Source organism: Paenibacillus sp. Soil787 (assembly GCF_001429545.1).
Lineage (GTDB): Bacteria > Bacillota > Bacilli > Paenibacillales > NBRC-103111 > Paenibacillus_E.
The window spans coordinates 406,154-422,958 of the sequence record NZ_LMSP01000034.1 but is presented as its reverse complement, the minus strand read 5'-3'; the positions used below and the strand labels follow the sequence as shown (position 1 = coordinate 422,958).

The following is a 16,805-nucleotide window of genomic DNA, read 5'->3' as shown; positions in this document are numbered from 1 at the left end:
ACGAAAACGATGCGTATATTGTTCCACTCTGATGAACACGGAGCCGGTGATGCGGCCCTGTTTGCTCGTTCGCTGCACCGGATGTTGAGCTCCATAGGGAAAGTTACTTATGTGGACGCTTCGCAAACGGATTATCGTGCCATTCAAGAATGCAAGTACGATGTGTTGATAGGCATGTCAGAACAGTTTGTCATGTTAAAACAACTCTGCAAAGTTCGCAAAAGCGTATGGATTGCGTATGGCATGCATCCGAGAGAGCGTAATCGAGTCATCAGCGAAGTAGTTCAAGGAAATCAATTGTCACAAGCCATTTATGGGCCACAGGACTTTCTTTCGCCAGAAGCGGTGGAGCAAGCTATTCATGCGGCGGATTATGTGTTGTGCTACGGGAATAACGCAGCTTATAATTCCTATGTTCAGCACGGAGTGCCCAAATGGAAAATCAAGACTATACACGGAGGGTCGCTCCTCGACGAAGCGTTTGATTATGCGGAAGCAGTCGCTGGAGGCAGTGATGCCCGCCCCAGAATCTTTACTTTCGCTTCGCCAGAAATAGGGCTTAGGCAAGGATTTGAATTGCTATATCACTTGTTTATGGATGAGGATATCTCCAAGCAAGACATTCGTTTACACGTGGTCGGAAACCCGGTCAATGATTATTTTGCAAATCGAATCAACCAGTTGAAAAGCTGTTTGGGCGATAACATGCATGTTCGGAGTTGGACGGGGATTGACGACGCGCACTATGCGAACATTATGACGAGCAGTGATTTTTTTATCTATCCAACCTTGGATGGTGGACAAGGGCCTACGGTGTTGGATGCACTCCGCCGTGGAACGATTCCGCTGCTCAGCAGTTATGCCGGGGTTGATTTTTCTCCTTTGGGAAGGTTCGAGCTTGGAGTCAATCACTTGGAGAACAAGCGGCTGCTACTCAGTGCCTTGCAATTATCCGTTGGCGACCTTTCCGCTTGGAAACAAAAATCAGCGGACTACTACAAGGAATATCATTGTGAATGCGAGCTTCAGCTCGAACAAACGTTAAAGAATTGTATCGGCGGGTACTTGTATCCGAAAGTCAGCGTTACGCTGCCGATATTCAACAAAGAAAATACGATCGTCTCTCTACTGGTTGATTTGGATCAAGCGCTTGGCGAGTACCCTAACGCGGAGCTTCATATCGTATTTGATGGCTGTTCGGACAAGAGCAACCAGACAGTGAAAAAATTTTTTGCCGGCCGAAACTTAAATTATTCGGTGACCTACGAGACGACTCCCAATATTTTTGAAGTGAAATCGAACAATATCGGACTGAGAAAAGCGGCTGGTGAGTATTGTGTTATCTTGCAAGATGACAATTATATCCTTGACCGGAACCTGTTTTTCGAAGCTGTAAATTTTTTGGATAAAAATCAAAGCTGTGCTGTTCTCGGCTGTTTGTCGGGCGTCAACTTTTACCCGAGGGGGACCGTCCTGAGTGTGCCAGGTCAAACCTCCAGCAGTGAAAATGAAGTATATTGGCGTCAGGATGCCAATGCAAACCCGGAGCTAAAGCACAGAATGTTTGAGACAGACGCCTGTATGAGAGGCCCCCTCTTCATCCGAAAATCGTTTTTGGTACGATTCGGCTACTTGGATGAGACTTATGCGCCTTTGTATCAGGACGATATGGATCTCTGTTTCCGGGCAAGGCATTACGGGTGGAAAGTCTACTGTATGCTCGCCGACGTCGAAAACCGTTCATTGACTATGGCTCACTACGATTCGGAAAAAAACCGGTTTTTCAGCGCGGTCATGAAACGCAATACAGATATTTTCTATGCAAGATGGAATCCCGGCATCGAGAAAGATTATGCCTGGATACATCGGATCCCGATCCGATAAACCGAACGGAGGTGATGGAATGGGGCTGAAATATTTGGTTAGCTATGCGAGTCCGGAATTTGACCCGTACCGGAATCGTTTAAATGCCTCGGCGCTTGTATTCGGAATCGACAGGGTCATTTCATACCGGCCTTCAGACATTCTCGGAACGGAATTTTACCGTAATAACAAAAAAATATTGGATCAACCCAAAGGCGCCGGGTATTGGATATGGAAGCCGTACGTTATTTTGGATGCGATGCTGACGAAGGCGGAAGAAGGCGCAGTCATCGTTTATTCCGATGCTGACAGCGAATTTTACAATGATTTGCACCCGCTTTTTACCATTTGCGAGGCACAGGGTGGCACTCTCCTCTTTAAAACGATGTCTTTTCTAAACCGAAGTTGGACAAAACGGGACTGCTTCATTCTGATGGGCTGCGATACTCCGGAATACTGGGATGCAGAACAAATCTGGGCGGGGTTTTCCATTTTTATCAATAACGAGAGGAGCAGGAGTCTTATAAAGGAATGGTTGCATTACTGCATGAACGAACACATTATCACTGATTCCAACAATTGCTGCGGGCTCGATAACTTCCCTGATTTCATCGATCACCGGTTTGACCAATCCGTTTTGTCTCTTTTGGCCGTTAAAAATCGAATCAACGTCTTTAAGGATTTACAATTGCAATTTTTACGTCCGGACCGAAAATGGAATTCTTGAATGGAGGTGGTTTCCCTTGAAGCCAACGGTTAGTGTGATCATTCCGTGCAAAAATATGGGAAAGTCCTTGGAAGACGCTATTGATTCATGTCTGGGCTCTGACTTCGCCGATATCGAAATCATTGTGGCGAATTGCGGATCGACGGACCCTTACACGAATCAGTTGCTTAACAATCTTAATAGACCGAACACGCGTGTGATTCATTTGGGAAACCTGGGATATCCATTTGTCCGGAATGTGGGAATCAGGGAAGCGCGTGGGAAATATGTGATGTCCTTTACCGCCGAACATTCGATACATCCCGAGTACATCGGGAAAGCGGTTCGTATTCTGGAAGATAGGCCGGACATCGCCTTCGTTACCCCAAGCCTCCTCTGTTACGGCGTTACGTTTTATATATGGGAAGCACCCCCATTTCATTTAGGCAGAATGCTTGTGGAAAATAGCGCTTGCACAAGTTCGATGATCCGAAAATCAGCTTGGAACGAAGTCGGGGGATATGACGAAAGCTTGTCGGACGGGTACGAGGAGTGGGATTTGTGGCTTTCCTTGGCAACTGGAGGGTGGAGTGGTGGCGCCATTTCCGAACCGCTTTTTTATTACAGAGCCTATGATCGTTCTTACTCGCAAGAAGAGTTGAACAAATTTGAAACGTTTAGAACATATATTCTCAAAAAATATTATCAGAAATACTCGCAAAATCAGCTGCATGATCTTCTGTTCACGTGGCTGAAGGATGAGTTGCTAGTAAGAGGCAAAATGCGGGAAGTTTTGGGAAACGATATTCAGATGGACCCGATAGTCAGCGTGGTGATCCCTTGCTACAATTACGGGAAATTTGTAGAAGAAGCCGTCGATTCTTGCTTGAAGTCGACTTTTCAGGATATCGAAATCATTGTGGTCGATAACGGGTCAACCGATTTGCATACGATAAAGGTTTTAAACCGGATGAATAAGTCGAAAACCCGCCTGGTTCGAGTCAAGAAAAACAAAAGCCTGCCGCATGGACGAAATGTGGGTATCCACGAAGCCAAAGGGAAATACATCTTGCCCTTAGATGCGGACGATATGATTCACAGTACCATGATTGAAAAAATGTATAGAGTGTTGGAAAGCAAGCCGGAGGTCGGCTTCGTGACATCGGGACTGCAATACTTCGGCGATCAATACTGGGAATGGCTGCCTCCGCCATTTAATTTCAATGAATTGCTTGCATACAATACCGTTTGCGTCGCATCGCTCTTTAGAAAAAAAGCATGGAGCGAAGTGGGAGGGTATAACGAGAGCATGTTGGATGGTTATGAAGATTGGGACTTCTGGATCTCTCTGGCCGAAAAAGGCTGGCTTGGGTACAGCATTCAGGAAATATTGTTGTTTTACCGTCGCCACGGCAACAACATGTCAACCGAATCGGGCAAGAAGCATAATCAAATCGTCAAGCATATTCATACTAATCATCCGAAATTGTACCCGAACGGCTGATTACGCAATGGGAAAAAGTACAAGAGATGCTTTCTCCTACGGAGAATTTGTTTGATAAAGCTGGTTATGACCATGCCTGGAAGGGATGTGATGAACGATGATGCTTGATTTGCCTTTGCTGTGTAAAGAGTATGAAATCACTCCAAAAGGTGTTATCCATATCGGAGCGCATGATGGACAGGAACTGCCAATTTATGAATCCATGGGGATAGAAAACATTTTATTGATCGAAGCAAATCCCGAAGTTTTTAAAAGGTTAGAGAAAAAAGTGCGGACTTACCCCCATGTTCAGATATACCAATGCGCCATATGCGATCGCAATGGATATATTCCACTTCGCGTTACCTCGCTTGATCAGAGTAGCTCCATTTTACCACTCAAGCAACATTTGAATTTGTACGCTAATGTTGTGGAAACGCATCAAGTTATTGTCCCTAGTAAAACGTTAGATACTCTATTAAATGAGCTTCAATTGAATCCCGGAGACTACAATTTGTTAACAATTGACATCCAGGGAGCTGAGCTTCTGGCATTTCAAGGGGCTGTCTCGACTTTAAACCATATTTCGGGCATCGTGACTGAGGTTAACTTGGAGGAATTGTATGAAGGCTGCGCTTTACTGGATGAAATCGACATATTCTTGGAACTTCAAGGCTTTCACCGTGTTGCCTTAAACACTCCAGATCATCCAACCTGGGGAGACGCATTTTACCTAAAATAACAGTTTAACTGAAAGGGGGCGAATCCACTTTGACGGCAGGTGTTGAGATTTTCTTAACTTTTATTGATCTCGGCATTTTTGCAACAACTAATTACCGATTTATCCGAACCGCCTTTTGTTGTATGCATTTCGCAAACGATTTAGAAATAGGTCACAAGGAAAAGGAGCTGCCGCGGCAGCTCCTTTATTCCTTAATCGTTATTCCGTCCAGAATAGTATCCCATGCTGAATAGACGCCGTCTTCCCCATTGAAATTTGGAATTTGGACGGAACAGACTTTGTCTATTTCCCAATCTTTTTCTATAACAACGGATTGCTGCCCAAGGTTTACGATAAGTATGTGAAATTGGCCTTTGGTGAGCTTAGATAAAACAGATTGTAATTCTATCGTTTCATCAATAGTTGCCCCTAGTCTAACGAACAATATCGAATTGTCTTGTATAATCTTTTCTTGAAATCTATTAACTCGCCTGTTAAATTTTTCTTTAACAGCGGGATACGTAATAGACCAATCCTGATTTTGAACTGCAATAAAGTCGTGATAGGAGTTAATGTTGTAATAAACATCCTTTACCTCGTATGTTGCTATATGGTTTGGACGAACTTCATCGTTTTCGAAGCCTTCAACGACATGCGAAGCGTTTCCCATTAAACACAAATTTTCAATTTCCATAAAACCGTTAAATTGATTCATTAACATTCTGGTTACGTCTGAGAGAGTTGGGCTTTTCATCCAATCCAACGGGCTTGAAAAACGCCTCAAGTTGTGCCGTTTTAAATGATATGCGGTTGCACAATTACAGCCTAAACTAACAACGACATCATATGATTTCTTTATTTCCAATAAATGCATATTTATCACTATCCTTCCAATTATTTACTATATTAGATGAGATAATGATAGAACTTGATTGGACGTTTGTCCGGTTCAGGTAAATATATGGTCAAATTGCGGGTGCATCTATTGAAGGGCCCGTTAACTTAACTGGATTTGTTTGTCACATCTCACCATCACAATCTGTGACCCGGTAGGGTTATAAATGTTTTATATTTTTGGAATATCCATATTTCTCAAAATCTTTCTTATAAAGTTCTCTGACCAGTTGTATGGCCTCGTAGTCATAGAAACTACTATATGTCGGGAGCTTCGGGAAAGCCGGATCGGTGAAGCTGACATTTGCAAAATTGCCTCTATGAGTCATTAATGAACTGAAATGATGATGCGAATTTGATAGATCAGAGAGATTGCTTTTTTTCAGCGAATACTTTCTTTCAAGTTTTGCTAGTTCATCACTTAGATTTTCCAGATATATATACTGGTCGATATAATGCTCCTCGCCTTCCCTATACTGCATAGCGAAATGGAATTCTATGTGGCCATGACCTACGCCTAAATCTTTTAAGTAGTATAAAAACTGCTTAAAGGATAAGCCTTTGGGACTGTGCGGATCGTTATACAAATGCTCCTTCACGGATTGGAGTATAGTATCCATGTAAGTAAAAAGCATCAAGAACCCGCTGACCGCTCTTGTATATGGGTTACGTACGAGCTTGTAGGAATCCTTGTAGGGAAGACTAGACAGCAATTCATCTATATATTCCGGTTTCGATTTTATGAAGACTTCGTATTGGTGGACCCACGGGTGGTATTCCAACGCTACATCAAGCAGATCAGCTTGATATAGAAACCATTTCAACAAGGTTGTGCATCCTGCTTTCGGACTCCAGTACAATATAATCGGGAAATTCATGTGACTATAAGGAGATGGCTCATTTTTTCTCCATTGTTCCAAATTAATGATTTTCATTATGTCTCCCTCTTTTTCATTCTATTGTTTTTTCCTTAATAGATTATGCAAATTTGAAAGAAGTTGTGTGGATATTTAGATTAGGAAAATATAGAAATGATCTAACCAAAAATAGACAAATTCCAGAGACCAACTCGTTTGCAAACTCATAAGATAGTTTAAATAACGAAATAGAATCGAGGTCAGTTAAATGGATTCTGGGCAGCAAATCTTTCCATACACTTTTGCAGTAACGAAGTTGGACAGGCAAACTTTACATGGTCATAAAAGCTGTATCCTTTGGTTTACCGGCTTGTCCGGTTCAGGTAAATCCACAATCGCCAATGAAGTTGAAACCATTTTGTATAATAAAGGTATTTCGACTTTTATTCTGGACGGAGATCATCTTCGAAATGGACTTACACGGGGCCTTGGATTCTCGGAACAAGATCGGGAGGAACATATACGCCGGGCAGGAGAAGCAGCCAAGCTGCTGATGGAAAGCGGTATCCTCGTGCTGGCGACCTTTATTTCCCCTTCCGGTAAAAGTCGGGAAGCCATTCGAAAGAGCGTGGAGAAAGAAGAGTTTATAGAAATATATGTGCAATGCTCGCTTGAAAAGTGTGAGCAAAGAGACCCCAAAGGGCTCTACATGAAAGCGAGAAAAGGAGAAATACGTGAATTCACAGGTATTTCTGCCCCTTATGATCCTCCACAAAACCCGGATCTTGTTCTTGATACCGAATTTTATTCACCAGAAGCATGCGCACGACAAGTCATACAGCTTTTGTCCGATTACGGATATATCTAAGCTCAAAAAGCAATAGCCCTTATTAATTTTAAGGACTATTGCTTTTATGACGTTAAAGCGAATTTAGCATATTAATAAATTGGACGCAGTACAGATCCGGATTGAAATACGTCTGAACATGATGAACTGCGGTTGAGCGGATATATTCTCTGAGAGGAGTATTCCCCATCAGATCTACGGCCTCATCTACGGCATGGTTTATATCACCTAGTGCATAGTATTTTCCGGTTTCGTTGTGATAGATCGAGTTTGTAACACCGTCTGAATTTGTTGTCAACACGGGGCAGCGGCAGCTCATCGCTTCTAATATCGAATAGGGCTGCCCTTCCACGATGGAAGTTGAGCAGAGAAGGCCGCCTGAGTCGCCGATAATGGAAAGAAAGTTTTCCATTTCCGCATGAGGTACGTTGGAGAATAGCTGAAGATGTTTTCCGAGTTCCAATTGCTGTACGAGTTCGTGAAAAGCTTGCTTATCCTCAGGTCGTGCTAAATTGGCGTCTTCGAACATCCACAGAACCAAGTCAGGGTCATAGTTTCGGATCAAATGAGATCCGATGTGCAGAAATTCTCGCCAGTTCTTGTTCTCCTCTATGCGCCCCATCCATGCCATAATCCGGCATGGATGTTTAGGCCAAACGTGATAATGAAACCGGCTGGAATCAAAGCAATTGTTGTAAAAGAATTTCGGAGTATGAGCAAACAACTCGTGGAACAAAGCAGTAATATGCGGAGTATTCGGGTTCAACAGGCCGTTTCCGAAGGCATGTACGTATTGCTGAGCGTTAAGCAGCTCTATTCTAGCTGTATCTTTAGAGCCGAGACCTTGTATTTCTAGTATCATTTTGCCGTTGTAACCGAGACTACGGAAACGCAGCAACGAATAATAGTCGGTCGTCACGATCACGGCATCATAATGTCCTTGATCGATGATCATCTTGATCTCAAGATCGTCAATGGTGACGAATGTCGGTATATCGCTCACGTTTTGCAAGCCGGAGCCCCACTTGTAATAAAGGCAATGTCCGTAAATACCGTGACGGCGAAGCGCTAGACACCGTTGTCGATTCAGCGTGTCCATGCCTCCGCTGGCAATGTAATACACGAATAAGACGTTCATCCGAATCCCCTCCGAATTCCCTCCTAATCCTGGATGGAGAAATGCTGTTGCGTGAAAATAGCGATAACGGACCCATGTTGCTTGGCTAGAATCGTAAGCGCTGTTCTACTGGCATCATTAATATTCGAAACAAGTTGAAGGGAAAACGGCCCGAAATTAGTAGGAACATCGCTGAACATGACCTTCGAGCCAACTCCTATGGATGCAGCGGATAGATGGTGCAGCGCCAGCGTACGCGCCCCGCGTTCGCTTTCCCCTTGTATCAAAATTTCAAACTCTTCTTCTCCTTGATTTTCAACGATTAAATCGAAAGCTTGAATATAGCGTGAATCCACAGCGGCACCCTCATGAGATATAAATTGAAAAATGGAAATAGCCTCCACCTTCTTTCGTTTTCTTTTCTATATTACGTTTGACTGCGTAAATCGGTACAAGACAGTTGTCTACTGATTATTGAAAAGAACGGTGCATGATAACAGGGCTGCCGAATCAGCAGCCCTGTTATCATGTTCCCTTTGCGTCTCTTTTCGATTCGTACATTTCGTTAATATAGGATTGGTAAGTTTCTTCCAAACCTGCGCGAATCTCATACTTTGGCTGCCACCCCAGGCATTCGAGCCCTTTTCGATTGTCTAGATTGCTGTGTTTAATATCTCCTTCTCTAGCCAAGGAATGAATAATGGGTAGATCTGCCTCGTGAAATTCCGTCAGCAGCCGCGCCAAATCATTGATGGATGTTCGATTCGCAGTGCTGACATGAATGATCTCCTGTTCGCCGCGTTTCATTGCAGCTACGTTTGCACGCACTACGTCCTTGACATAGACGAAATCGCGGGTTTGCTCACCGTCGCCATGAATCGTCAGCGGTGTTCCTTTTTGAATGCGTTCCATAAAGACGGCAACGACGCCGCCCTCTCCTTTGGGCGTTTGTCTGGGGCCATATACATTTCCATAACGAAGAATAGTGTAGGGCAGTCCGTATAGTTGGTGGAACACACGGATGTAGGATTCGGCGGAATATTTCGAAATGCCGTAGTAGGAAATAGGACAGGTCGGGTCTGTTTCGACGATCTGCTCTTTCTGCAAGTTTCCATATACGGCGGAAGTGGAGGCGAAGATGAATTTGCTAACAGCTGCGTCACGGCATGCCTCAAGCAGATAGATCGTTGCCACTAGATTCACCATGGCATCGTACCCAGGATTTTGAATGGAGCGCTGGACATCTGCCTGAGCCGCAAGGTGGAAAACAACATCAGGACGGATATCTACGATGAGGGGTTTTATTTGTTCGCTGCTGATGTCTGCCAGATGGAATATAGCTTGGGGATTTACATGTTTCTGTTTACCTGAAACCAGATTATCTATGATATGGACCTCAAATTGCTCCGCAAGGAGCTCTTCCACAAGGTGCGAGCCGATAAAGCCTGCTCCTCCGGTTACGACAGCTTTCATCCTGTTTTCCTCTCTTCTGCATGGATCTTCGTTATCTTACGTAGAGGAGGAGAAAGCGGTACAAGACAAATGTCCAGATCCATGTTTAATGTAACAGGATAGGCTGTACAAAGGCCTGTTTTCGACTAGGACGGCTTCTGCCCTGTCCACTTTCTGTTGCAATCATAGAATATATAAAGCAGGTATTCCGCCATGGACAGGAGTTGAGAACGAATTGAGTAATCAGCGTATTCAGCGGAAACGGAAGCAGCCAATCTCCTGCGTCACCTTGCATCAGCATCAGCCAAAAGTATCGGTCATCATTCCGGTTTGCAACGAAGCTCGCACCTTGGCCAAAGTCATTCGGGAAGCTTTCCGTGTGCATCCTCAAACCGAAGTTATTGTCGTTGAAAATGGTTCTACGGATGGTAGTAAACGTGTAGCGGCGCGATTAGGGGCTAGGGTTATCTCGTTTAGTCAACGGCTAGGACATGATGTTGGGAGAAGTATAGGTGCGATGCAAGCTAAAGGGGATATCCTATTATTCCTTGATGCCGATTTTGTTGTATCTGCGAAGGAAACAATCCCACTGATCCGAGCTGTGCAGCAAGGCGTGGATGTAGCATTAAATAAATATAACGGAATCGTAAGGAAAGCGAATGTGCATAGGGTTGTTCTAGCCAAACACGCACTTAATGCGATATTAGGCCGATCAGACTTACAAGGCGCCTCTATGACGACGATCCCACACGCAATTAGTCGCAAAGCGCTTAACATTATTGGAGCTGAGAATTTAGCAGTACCACCTTTGGCTCAAGCCATAGCTGCACAACGCGGACTTCAAATAAAGGCAGCGCAGCTTATCCAAGTCGGGCTCAGAAATCGCATCCGAAGAAGGGCAAAAGATGTGGACCCAGTAGGTGATCTCATTATCGGCGATCATTTGGAAGCCATTGGTTGGCTGATCCAAGCTTCTAATGAAAGAGCGAGTATGGATGACCAATTGCGGGTTAGAGAAATGATGAGGTGATGACATGAAGCGGAGCATCAAGAAACCAAAGCCTCGACCTACATCCGCAGTAAATAAAAAAAAGCGAATCCGGCTTAAGAAATCTTCGTTTCGTTCTCGTTCTAAGCATACCCATTCCCTTTCAAGAAACCAGGAATACTGGAGAAACTGGGGGAAACGAGCCGGTCAACAAGATGCGCTCGCGCACGATATTACTAAGGAGCCTTACCAAAAGAAAGCACTCAATAACCTTTGGGTGGAGCGGGCTAATTCCCAGTTACTTGCTGCCAACGAACAAAGCTATGAAGCAGCGTCAAAAGGGTATGTGAAAGGTTACTGTAAAGCTGCTAAATTGCATGTCCCCGATTGGATACTCATCCCTACAGCGCGTTCCGTTTGCGCGATTGTGAGTGTCATGAATGAAGAGCTTACAATCGTGAAGGTCATGAAGCAGTTAAATCGATTACCATTGGATGAAATTATCATTATCGTAAATGGGTCGAGTGATCGCACCTTAGAGAAAGTAAGAGCGCACTCGCATGCTCTCATCGTTCATTACCCCGATCCATTGGGCCATGATGTTGGGAGATCGATAGGTGCTAAACTGTCGCATTCGGATATTTTGCTCTTTTTGGATGGAGATTTTGTCGTGCAGGCCGAGAAACTTATTCCTTTTATCTATGATGTTGAACGTGGCTCAGATCTTGCGCTAAACAACATAACACCGTATTTACCTCTATTTTCACGCTGGGATTCCGTAACCGTGATGAAGAGGTTTCTTAATACAACGTTGAAAAGACCGGAATTGAATGCGAACTCGCTTACGGCAGTTCCACATGCACTATCTAGGAAAGCGCTGGAGCGCATCGGATGTGCCGAGTTAATGGTTCCGCCCAAAGCACAGGTAAACGCGATTCTGAATGGATTACGGATTACTGCGCCAACAAGTGTTAACGTCGTATCTGTGAACAAAGTCCGAAGTCACAATAAAGGGAAGAACAATACCGTTGCCCGCTTGATTATTGGAGATCATGTGGAGGCGCTGCAGCTTGCGATGCAATTGAAAGGCGAGCGAATCGTGTTTCCGGATATCATAAGAAAAAGGGAATATCTAAAGAGGTGAAGGAGCATGCAGGTAACCAGTATCGTGATTCCAAACTATAATGGCCTTCCTTTACTGAAAGAGTGTGTAGCATCCATTCGAAAACATACTTCTGTTCCTTTTGAAATTATCGTAGTTGATAATGGATCACAGGATGGCACCCTGGAATACTGCTATAGAGAACGATTGAAGCTGGTTTCAATTCCAATGAATCGCGGCTTCCCTGCTGCCTGTAATTATGGCCTTCACATTGCGACTGGAAATGCTTTGATGCTGCTCAATAATGATACCATCGTGACTCCGAATTGGTTGGATAACTTGCTGCGCTGTTTATACAGCAGTGAGGACATAGGCATGGTAGGTCCTGTGACGAATTATGCGAGCGGTAAACAGCAGATTCAGGAACCATTTACGAACATAGACGACATGGTTGCGAAATATAACAACGTGGATACTTCTTTGTGGCAGGAAACAGAACGCTTGGTCGGGATCTGCTTACTTTTCAAAAGGGAAATGTTAGATAAAGTTGGCTTTATGGACGAAAGATTTTCCCCGGGGCACTTTGAAGACGATGATTTATGCTATCGGGCTCGGCAAGCAGGATATCGATTGCTTATCACAGGGGATTGCTTCATCTTCCATCATGGCAGTGCGAGCTTTAACAAAAAGGGTCAAGAGGCTGTGCAAGGGCTGCTGCAGATAAATCGCCAGAAGTTCATAGATAAATGGGGCGTTGATCCGCACAGCTTCATTTAAGGGCTGATGTGAAGTTTCTAAAGTCACCGTTCTCTGCGTTGCTGCATAACTTAGAGTGAAAAAGCGGAAATGGAGGCGAAGGGATTGGAACAGCGTGTGACAACAATTATTTCTCACATTGCAGCCTCTCATCGTGAGATGTCTAGAATTTTGGAGACGCACCGAAGTGTTTCGTCGCAAATGGCCACAATTGCCAGCGACATACCTGACTCGCATCCTCATTTCGATGGCGTAGGCATGCTGCAGGAACAAGCATTACAACTAACCAAGAATATAACGGCATATTTAAATAGCTTAGCTAATTTGGAAGAGGCAATCGCGCAGCAAACGGAAATTGTCATGAAAGAAATGAAAGACCCTGAAGATGAAGAATAGAGGGATACGCCTTGAATAGAAATGAATTGTATTTGCATATGTTGGATGCTACGGCAAAGCTGCAGCACGAAATAGCTTTGATGTTGGAAGCAAGAGTTGTAGAAGCGGAGAAATCACGCAACTGGATTTGCAATCATATTAACTCAAGGAATTTAGAGGGGCATGAACATCAGATGAAACAATCTGGAGAGATTCATGAGTATGTGATTGAGCTCATCAATGGCTTGACGAAGATGGAAAACTCCTTAAACCGACATATGCAGGCTCTTCTTGGACAAAATGAATCGGGATCAGGCGAGGGGGCAGGCGGTTCGAACGGAATGGGTAACTTATTTTCGTTTGGTGAGGATGATAAGTAATGAAAGCATCGAATCGTGAAAGAATTGAATTGCATATGCTAACCTCGCTGGCTAGAAGCCAGCGAGCCTTATGCCGAATCATAGAGACGATCGCGGATCAAGTAGCATTTTCAGAACAGCTTGCTGTCCATATGGCTGAGAATCTCAAGACGATAAGTGAATACCAACGTTCGATGATTCAGAAAATAACGAAACAACGTCCACGTTCTCGCCGGTTAGGAACGCCCGGCAAGCCATGGATTAGCAAGAATGTCGCTCGCGGATCATCCCCAACGCAAGATTAATCCAGCGTGAGTAAGCCCTCCGCCAAAACCAAAAAGCAGCAGCGTATCGCCGGCCGTGACCTTACCCTCTTGTATACCTAGATCCAGAGCAAGAGGAATGGAAGCCGCGGAAGTATTGCCGTAGTATTCAAGGCTGTACAGCGCTTTTTCGAATGGAATTCCGCTCTTTTCACAGATGGACTCAATAATCCGAAGATTAGCGCTATGAGGAATGAACCAATCAATGGCCGTATGAGGTAACCGGCTTTTTGCGAGCAGCTTCTCGATCCCTTGCGGGACAGTCGTCACGGCATATTTATACACCTCGCGGCCGTTCTGGACGAGCTTGCCTTCACCCGTTAATGGTGTTCCATTCAATTCAGAGGCAAGTCCGGTTCGGTATACATGCTTGCCGCCTGTACCGTCCGACCCAAGATGGTGAGCAAGGAAAGCAGGATGCTCTTCCTCTCTTTCAACCATCACGGCTCCGGCGCCATCACCGAAAAGAATGCAGGTGGAGCGGTCCGTGTAGTCCGTGATTTTGGATACGGAGTCCCCGCCGACGACGAGAACCTTGCGGTGTACCCCTGCAGCAACGAGCCCGCTTGCTGTATGCAAGGCATAAGCGAATCCGGAGCAGGTGGCATTGAGGTCGTAGGCGCCAGTTTCAGGGATGCCGAAATGAGCTTGAATCTGGCAAGCCACTGGGGTGGAAGGCAGATCCGGTGTATGGGTAGCGACAATGATTAATTCAACATCGCTCAATGATGTCGGATATCTAGTGAGCATATTTTGTACGGCGGCTATACATAAATGGCTTGTGAATTCATTCGCTGCTGCAATTCTACGTTCCCGAATCCCTGTGCGTTGAACGATCCATTCATCATTCGTATCGACCATTCCCTGAAGATCCGCGTTGCTTAGTATGCGATCGGGCACGTAGCTGCCGATTGCTGTGATTCGAGCTTGCAAGGGGGGAGAGATGGACATCAAAGATTCACTCCTTATTAGTATCTGATATTAGTACTAGGTACTAAATATAAATATACTTTATCGGATACTGAGGGGAAAGTCAATGAATAAAAAGACATTACCACGTAGGATTTCCCGGCTTTGAGATGGTTCTCCCCTACCTTGAAACGACATTCAACCCATATTTCATTATTATGGATAATAGTCGTGAAATTGGTCATTCTAATGCTATCGTCCACTGTGCGACGAATGATACTGAAGCCGACGGGGAGTGAACGAAAACGCATGTTACAGGGTAAAAAAAAGCATGTCTGGATTATTCTAATCTGTATCGCATTGTTCTGCTCATCCACAACCACCGCTTTTGCCTATGGCAAAGGGGCTAAGGGACCCGATGTCTATGCGGTGCAAGGGATGCTGAAGTCACTTGGCTACTATAACGGACCTATTACGGGTTACTATGGTAATCAAACGCAACAGGGTGTTAAAGCGTTTCAAACCAGATATGGCCTTCCTGCGACTGGGAATGTAGATGATCAAACGCTGCAATCCATCTTGTGGGCTTACGGTAATTTAAAAATTGCCAAGAAGCCGACACCACCAGCTCCTCCACCAGCTGCACCTAAGCCTACACCTAAACCGCAAGTTCCTTCGACTACGGAATTAACGGTGGAGGAGAAGCAAATGCTGGAGTTGGTCAACAAGGAGCGTGCTGCTGTGGGGCTTTCTCCATTAGCTGTCGACCCTGCGCTTACCAAAACGGCTAGACTAAAAAGCCAAGATATGGTCGATAACAATTATTTCTCCCACGATTCACCGACGTATGGTTCGCCATTCGATATGATGGAGAAATTCGGTATTACGTATAACGCGGCAGGAGAAAATATCGCTTGCAATCAAAGTGTCCAAGCGGCTCATGAGGCGCTGATGAATTCTCCAGGACACAAAGCGAATATACTCAGCAAAGATTACACCCACATTGGGATCGGCATCGTAAACGGCGGTCCGTGCGGTAAAATGTTTACCCAGCAGTTTATTGGAAAATGAAAATGAAAAAAGAGCCCATGGGGCTCTTTTTACAGTAGAAAGACTTCCATGCCGCGTTGCGGCACCACTGATGGATGAAAATTTTTTATTTTCAGGGCAGAAAGTATAAGTATTAGTATACTTCGCGTCATCAGTCTTGAAAAACGCGCTCGTCCCAAAAGGATGACGGAGTCGTTTATCCTTGAGATAATAGAAAGTATAGTTTTGAGGTAGATCTAGAGTTATACCCTTTCTAATTTTTTTGGGAAACGTAGCTGCTGGCTTTATTTCGGTGTATCAATTGTAGTTATCTGTTCTACCCGGCACTACACTATGCTCGCGGAACATAGATGCCTTATATCGCTCAAAAACTCGTATTTCACGTTTTGGCGGAACGAGGATCCTCTATTTCCCGCATTCTGAAGTAAAAACTGGTAAAACGTCAAAATAGCGCACTCACGTTCCGNCGTATTTCACGTTTTGGCGGAACGAGGATCCTCTATTTCCCGCATTCTGAAGTAAAAACTGGTAAAACGTCAAAATAGCGCACTCACGTTCCGCTTACAGGCCCTGTAACGGCATAATCACAGAAATAGAGGATCCTCGTTCCCCGTCAACCAAGATTAGCAGCTTATATCCACTATGCTCACGAACATAAATACCTCATTTTGGAGCAATTTAGCCTTTTTAGAGGAGGTAGAGCTACTTTTGGTTAGAATTGCTGTATTTTTGTAGAATCCGCATTCTTGGTCGAATGATGTTGTATAAAGTGGTACAAACTACAACTTTTACTAGCAAAATGGCCTTTTGGCATGTGAATTGTTGCAGAATCTACAACATTGGTAATCACGATAGCTCATCGAAATCGAAGTTGCCAATAATGGAGCCATCTTGTAGAACAGAAGAGGGGTGGGTGTGAGGGTGGAAAGGCGCTTTGCGTGGGCCCCACATCCATCCCTCCCCTTGCTCAAATGATGGGTTTACACGAAAAAGGACCGTCAGA

18 protein-coding genes are annotated in these 16,805 nt (G+C 44.6%); 12 read left to right on the top strand and 6 right to left on the bottom strand.

Features of this window, described 5'->3' with window-relative positions:
- Nucleotides 1–9 precede the first annotated feature (9 nt).
- The 4 genes from ASG93_RS25585 (at nt 10) to ASG93_RS25570 (ending at nt 4,794) form a co-directional block, all read left to right on the top strand.
- Nucleotides 10–1,884 (top strand): glycosyltransferase, encoded by a 1,875-nt coding sequence (locus ASG93_RS25585; protein ID WP_056836557.1) that lies wholly within the window; start codon nt 10–12, stop codon nt 1,882–1,884.
- Between the two features lie 19 nt (nt 1,885–1,903).
- Nucleotides 1,904–2,590, top strand: a complete 687-nt coding sequence (locus tag ASG93_RS25580; RefSeq protein WP_056836555.1) for a hypothetical protein — start codon at nt 1,904–1,906, stop codon at nt 2,588–2,590.
- 16 nt (nt 2,591–2,606) lie between these two features.
- Nucleotides 2,607–4,073, top strand: coding sequence for a glycosyltransferase family A protein (locus ASG93_RS25575; RefSeq protein ID WP_056836553.1), 1,467 nt, complete (start codon nt 2,607–2,609; stop codon nt 4,071–4,073).
- A 97-nt stretch (nt 4,074–4,170) separates the two neighbouring features.
- Nucleotides 4,171–4,794, top strand: a complete 624-nt coding sequence (locus ASG93_RS25570) for an FkbM family methyltransferase (protein ID WP_200984525.1) — start codon at nt 4,171–4,173, stop codon at nt 4,792–4,794.
- A 184-nt stretch (nt 4,795–4,978) separates the two neighbouring features.
- Here ASG93_RS25570 and ASG93_RS25565 read toward each other — a convergent pair whose 3' ends face one another.
- Entirely contained in the window at nt 4,979–5,647 is a 669-nt protein-coding gene (locus ASG93_RS25565) for a DUF1796 family putative cysteine peptidase (protein WP_056836551.1), read from the bottom strand.
- Between the two features lie 181 nt (nt 5,648–5,828).
- Nucleotides 5,829–6,602, bottom strand: a complete 774-nt coding sequence (locus tag ASG93_RS25560; RefSeq protein WP_056836549.1) for a sulfotransferase family 2 domain-containing protein — start codon at nt 6,600–6,602, stop codon at nt 5,829–5,831.
- Nucleotides 6,603–6,792: 190 nt separating this feature from the next.
- Between ASG93_RS25560 and cysC the strand changes: the two genes are divergently transcribed.
- Nucleotides 6,793–7,392, top strand: coding sequence for an adenylyl-sulfate kinase (gene cysC / locus ASG93_RS25555; RefSeq protein WP_056836547.1), 600 nt, complete (start codon nt 6,793–6,795; stop codon nt 7,390–7,392).
- Between the two features lie 52 nt (nt 7,393–7,444).
- Here cysC and ASG93_RS25550 read toward each other — a convergent pair whose 3' ends face one another.
- The 3 genes from ASG93_RS25550 to ASG93_RS25540 form a co-directional block, all read right to left on the bottom strand.
- Nucleotides 7,445–8,509, bottom strand: a complete 1,065-nt coding sequence (locus tag ASG93_RS25550; RefSeq protein ID WP_056836545.1) for a glycosyltransferase family 4 protein — start codon at nt 8,507–8,509, stop codon at nt 7,445–7,447.
- Between the two features lie 23 nt (nt 8,510–8,532).
- The gene (locus ASG93_RS25545) at nt 8,533–8,844 is read right to left on the bottom strand and encodes a hypothetical protein (RefSeq protein ID WP_056836543.1); all 312 of its coding nucleotides are present in this window, start codon (nt 8,842–8,844) and stop codon (nt 8,533–8,535) included.
- 169 nt (nt 8,845–9,013) lie between these two features.
- Nucleotides 9,014–9,961, bottom strand: a complete 948-nt coding sequence (locus ASG93_RS25540) for an NAD-dependent epimerase/dehydratase family protein (RefSeq protein WP_056836542.1) — start codon at nt 9,959–9,961, stop codon at nt 9,014–9,016.
- Nucleotides 9,962–10,175: 214 nt separating this feature from the next.
- Here ASG93_RS25540 and ASG93_RS25535 point away from each other — a divergent pair, with 214 nt between their 5' ends.
- The 6 genes from ASG93_RS25535 to ASG93_RS25510 all read left to right on the top strand — a co-directional run bounded on the left by ASG93_RS25535 (nt 10,176) and on the right by ASG93_RS25510 (nt 13,825).
- Nucleotides 10,176–10,970 carry a glycosyltransferase family 2 protein gene (locus ASG93_RS25535; protein WP_235550963.1) on the top strand — a complete coding sequence of 265 codons (795 nt, stop codon included), beginning with the start codon at nt 10,176–10,178 and terminating at the stop codon, nt 10,968–10,970.
- A gap of 4 nt (nt 10,971–10,974) precedes the next feature.
- Nucleotides 10,975–12,072: a glycosyltransferase family 2 protein gene (locus ASG93_RS34480; protein ID WP_082615090.1), complete on the top strand. Its 1,098-nt coding sequence runs from the start codon at nt 10,975–10,977 to the stop codon at nt 12,070–12,072.
- A 6-nt stretch (nt 12,073–12,078) separates the two neighbouring features.
- Nucleotides 12,079–12,807, top strand: coding sequence for a glycosyltransferase family 2 protein (locus ASG93_RS25525; RefSeq protein ID WP_056836540.1), 729 nt, complete (start codon nt 12,079–12,081; stop codon nt 12,805–12,807).
- An 84-nt stretch (nt 12,808–12,891) separates the two neighbouring features.
- Nucleotides 12,892–13,182, top strand: coding sequence for a hypothetical protein (locus ASG93_RS25520; protein ID WP_056836538.1), 291 nt, complete (start codon nt 12,892–12,894; stop codon nt 13,180–13,182).
- Nucleotides 13,183–13,193: 11 nt separating this feature from the next.
- Complete coding sequence (locus tag ASG93_RS25515; RefSeq protein WP_056836536.1) at nt 13,194–13,541, top strand: hypothetical protein; 348 nt, start codon at nt 13,194–13,196, stop codon at nt 13,539–13,541.
- Entirely contained in the window at nt 13,541–13,825 is a 285-nt protein-coding gene (locus tag ASG93_RS25510) for a hypothetical protein (RefSeq protein WP_056836533.1), read from the top strand. The genes ASG93_RS25515 and ASG93_RS25510 overlap by 1 nt, the downstream gene beginning before the upstream one ends.
- Here ASG93_RS25510 and ASG93_RS25505 read toward each other — a convergent pair.
- Nucleotides 13,805–14,794 carry a ketoacyl-ACP synthase III gene (locus tag ASG93_RS25505; protein ID WP_056836531.1) on the bottom strand — a complete coding sequence of 330 codons (990 nt, stop codon included), beginning with the start codon at nt 14,792–14,794 and terminating at the stop codon, nt 13,805–13,807. The genes ASG93_RS25510 and ASG93_RS25505 overlap by 21 nt on opposite strands.
- Before the next feature lie 267 nt (nt 14,795–15,061).
- Between ASG93_RS25505 and ASG93_RS25500 the strand changes: the two genes are divergently transcribed.
- Nucleotides 15,062–15,823 (top strand): peptidoglycan-binding protein, encoded by a 762-nt coding sequence (locus ASG93_RS25500; protein WP_056836529.1) that lies wholly within the window; start codon nt 15,062–15,064, stop codon nt 15,821–15,823.
- The last annotated feature ends 982 nt before the right edge of the window (nt 15,824–16,805 follow it).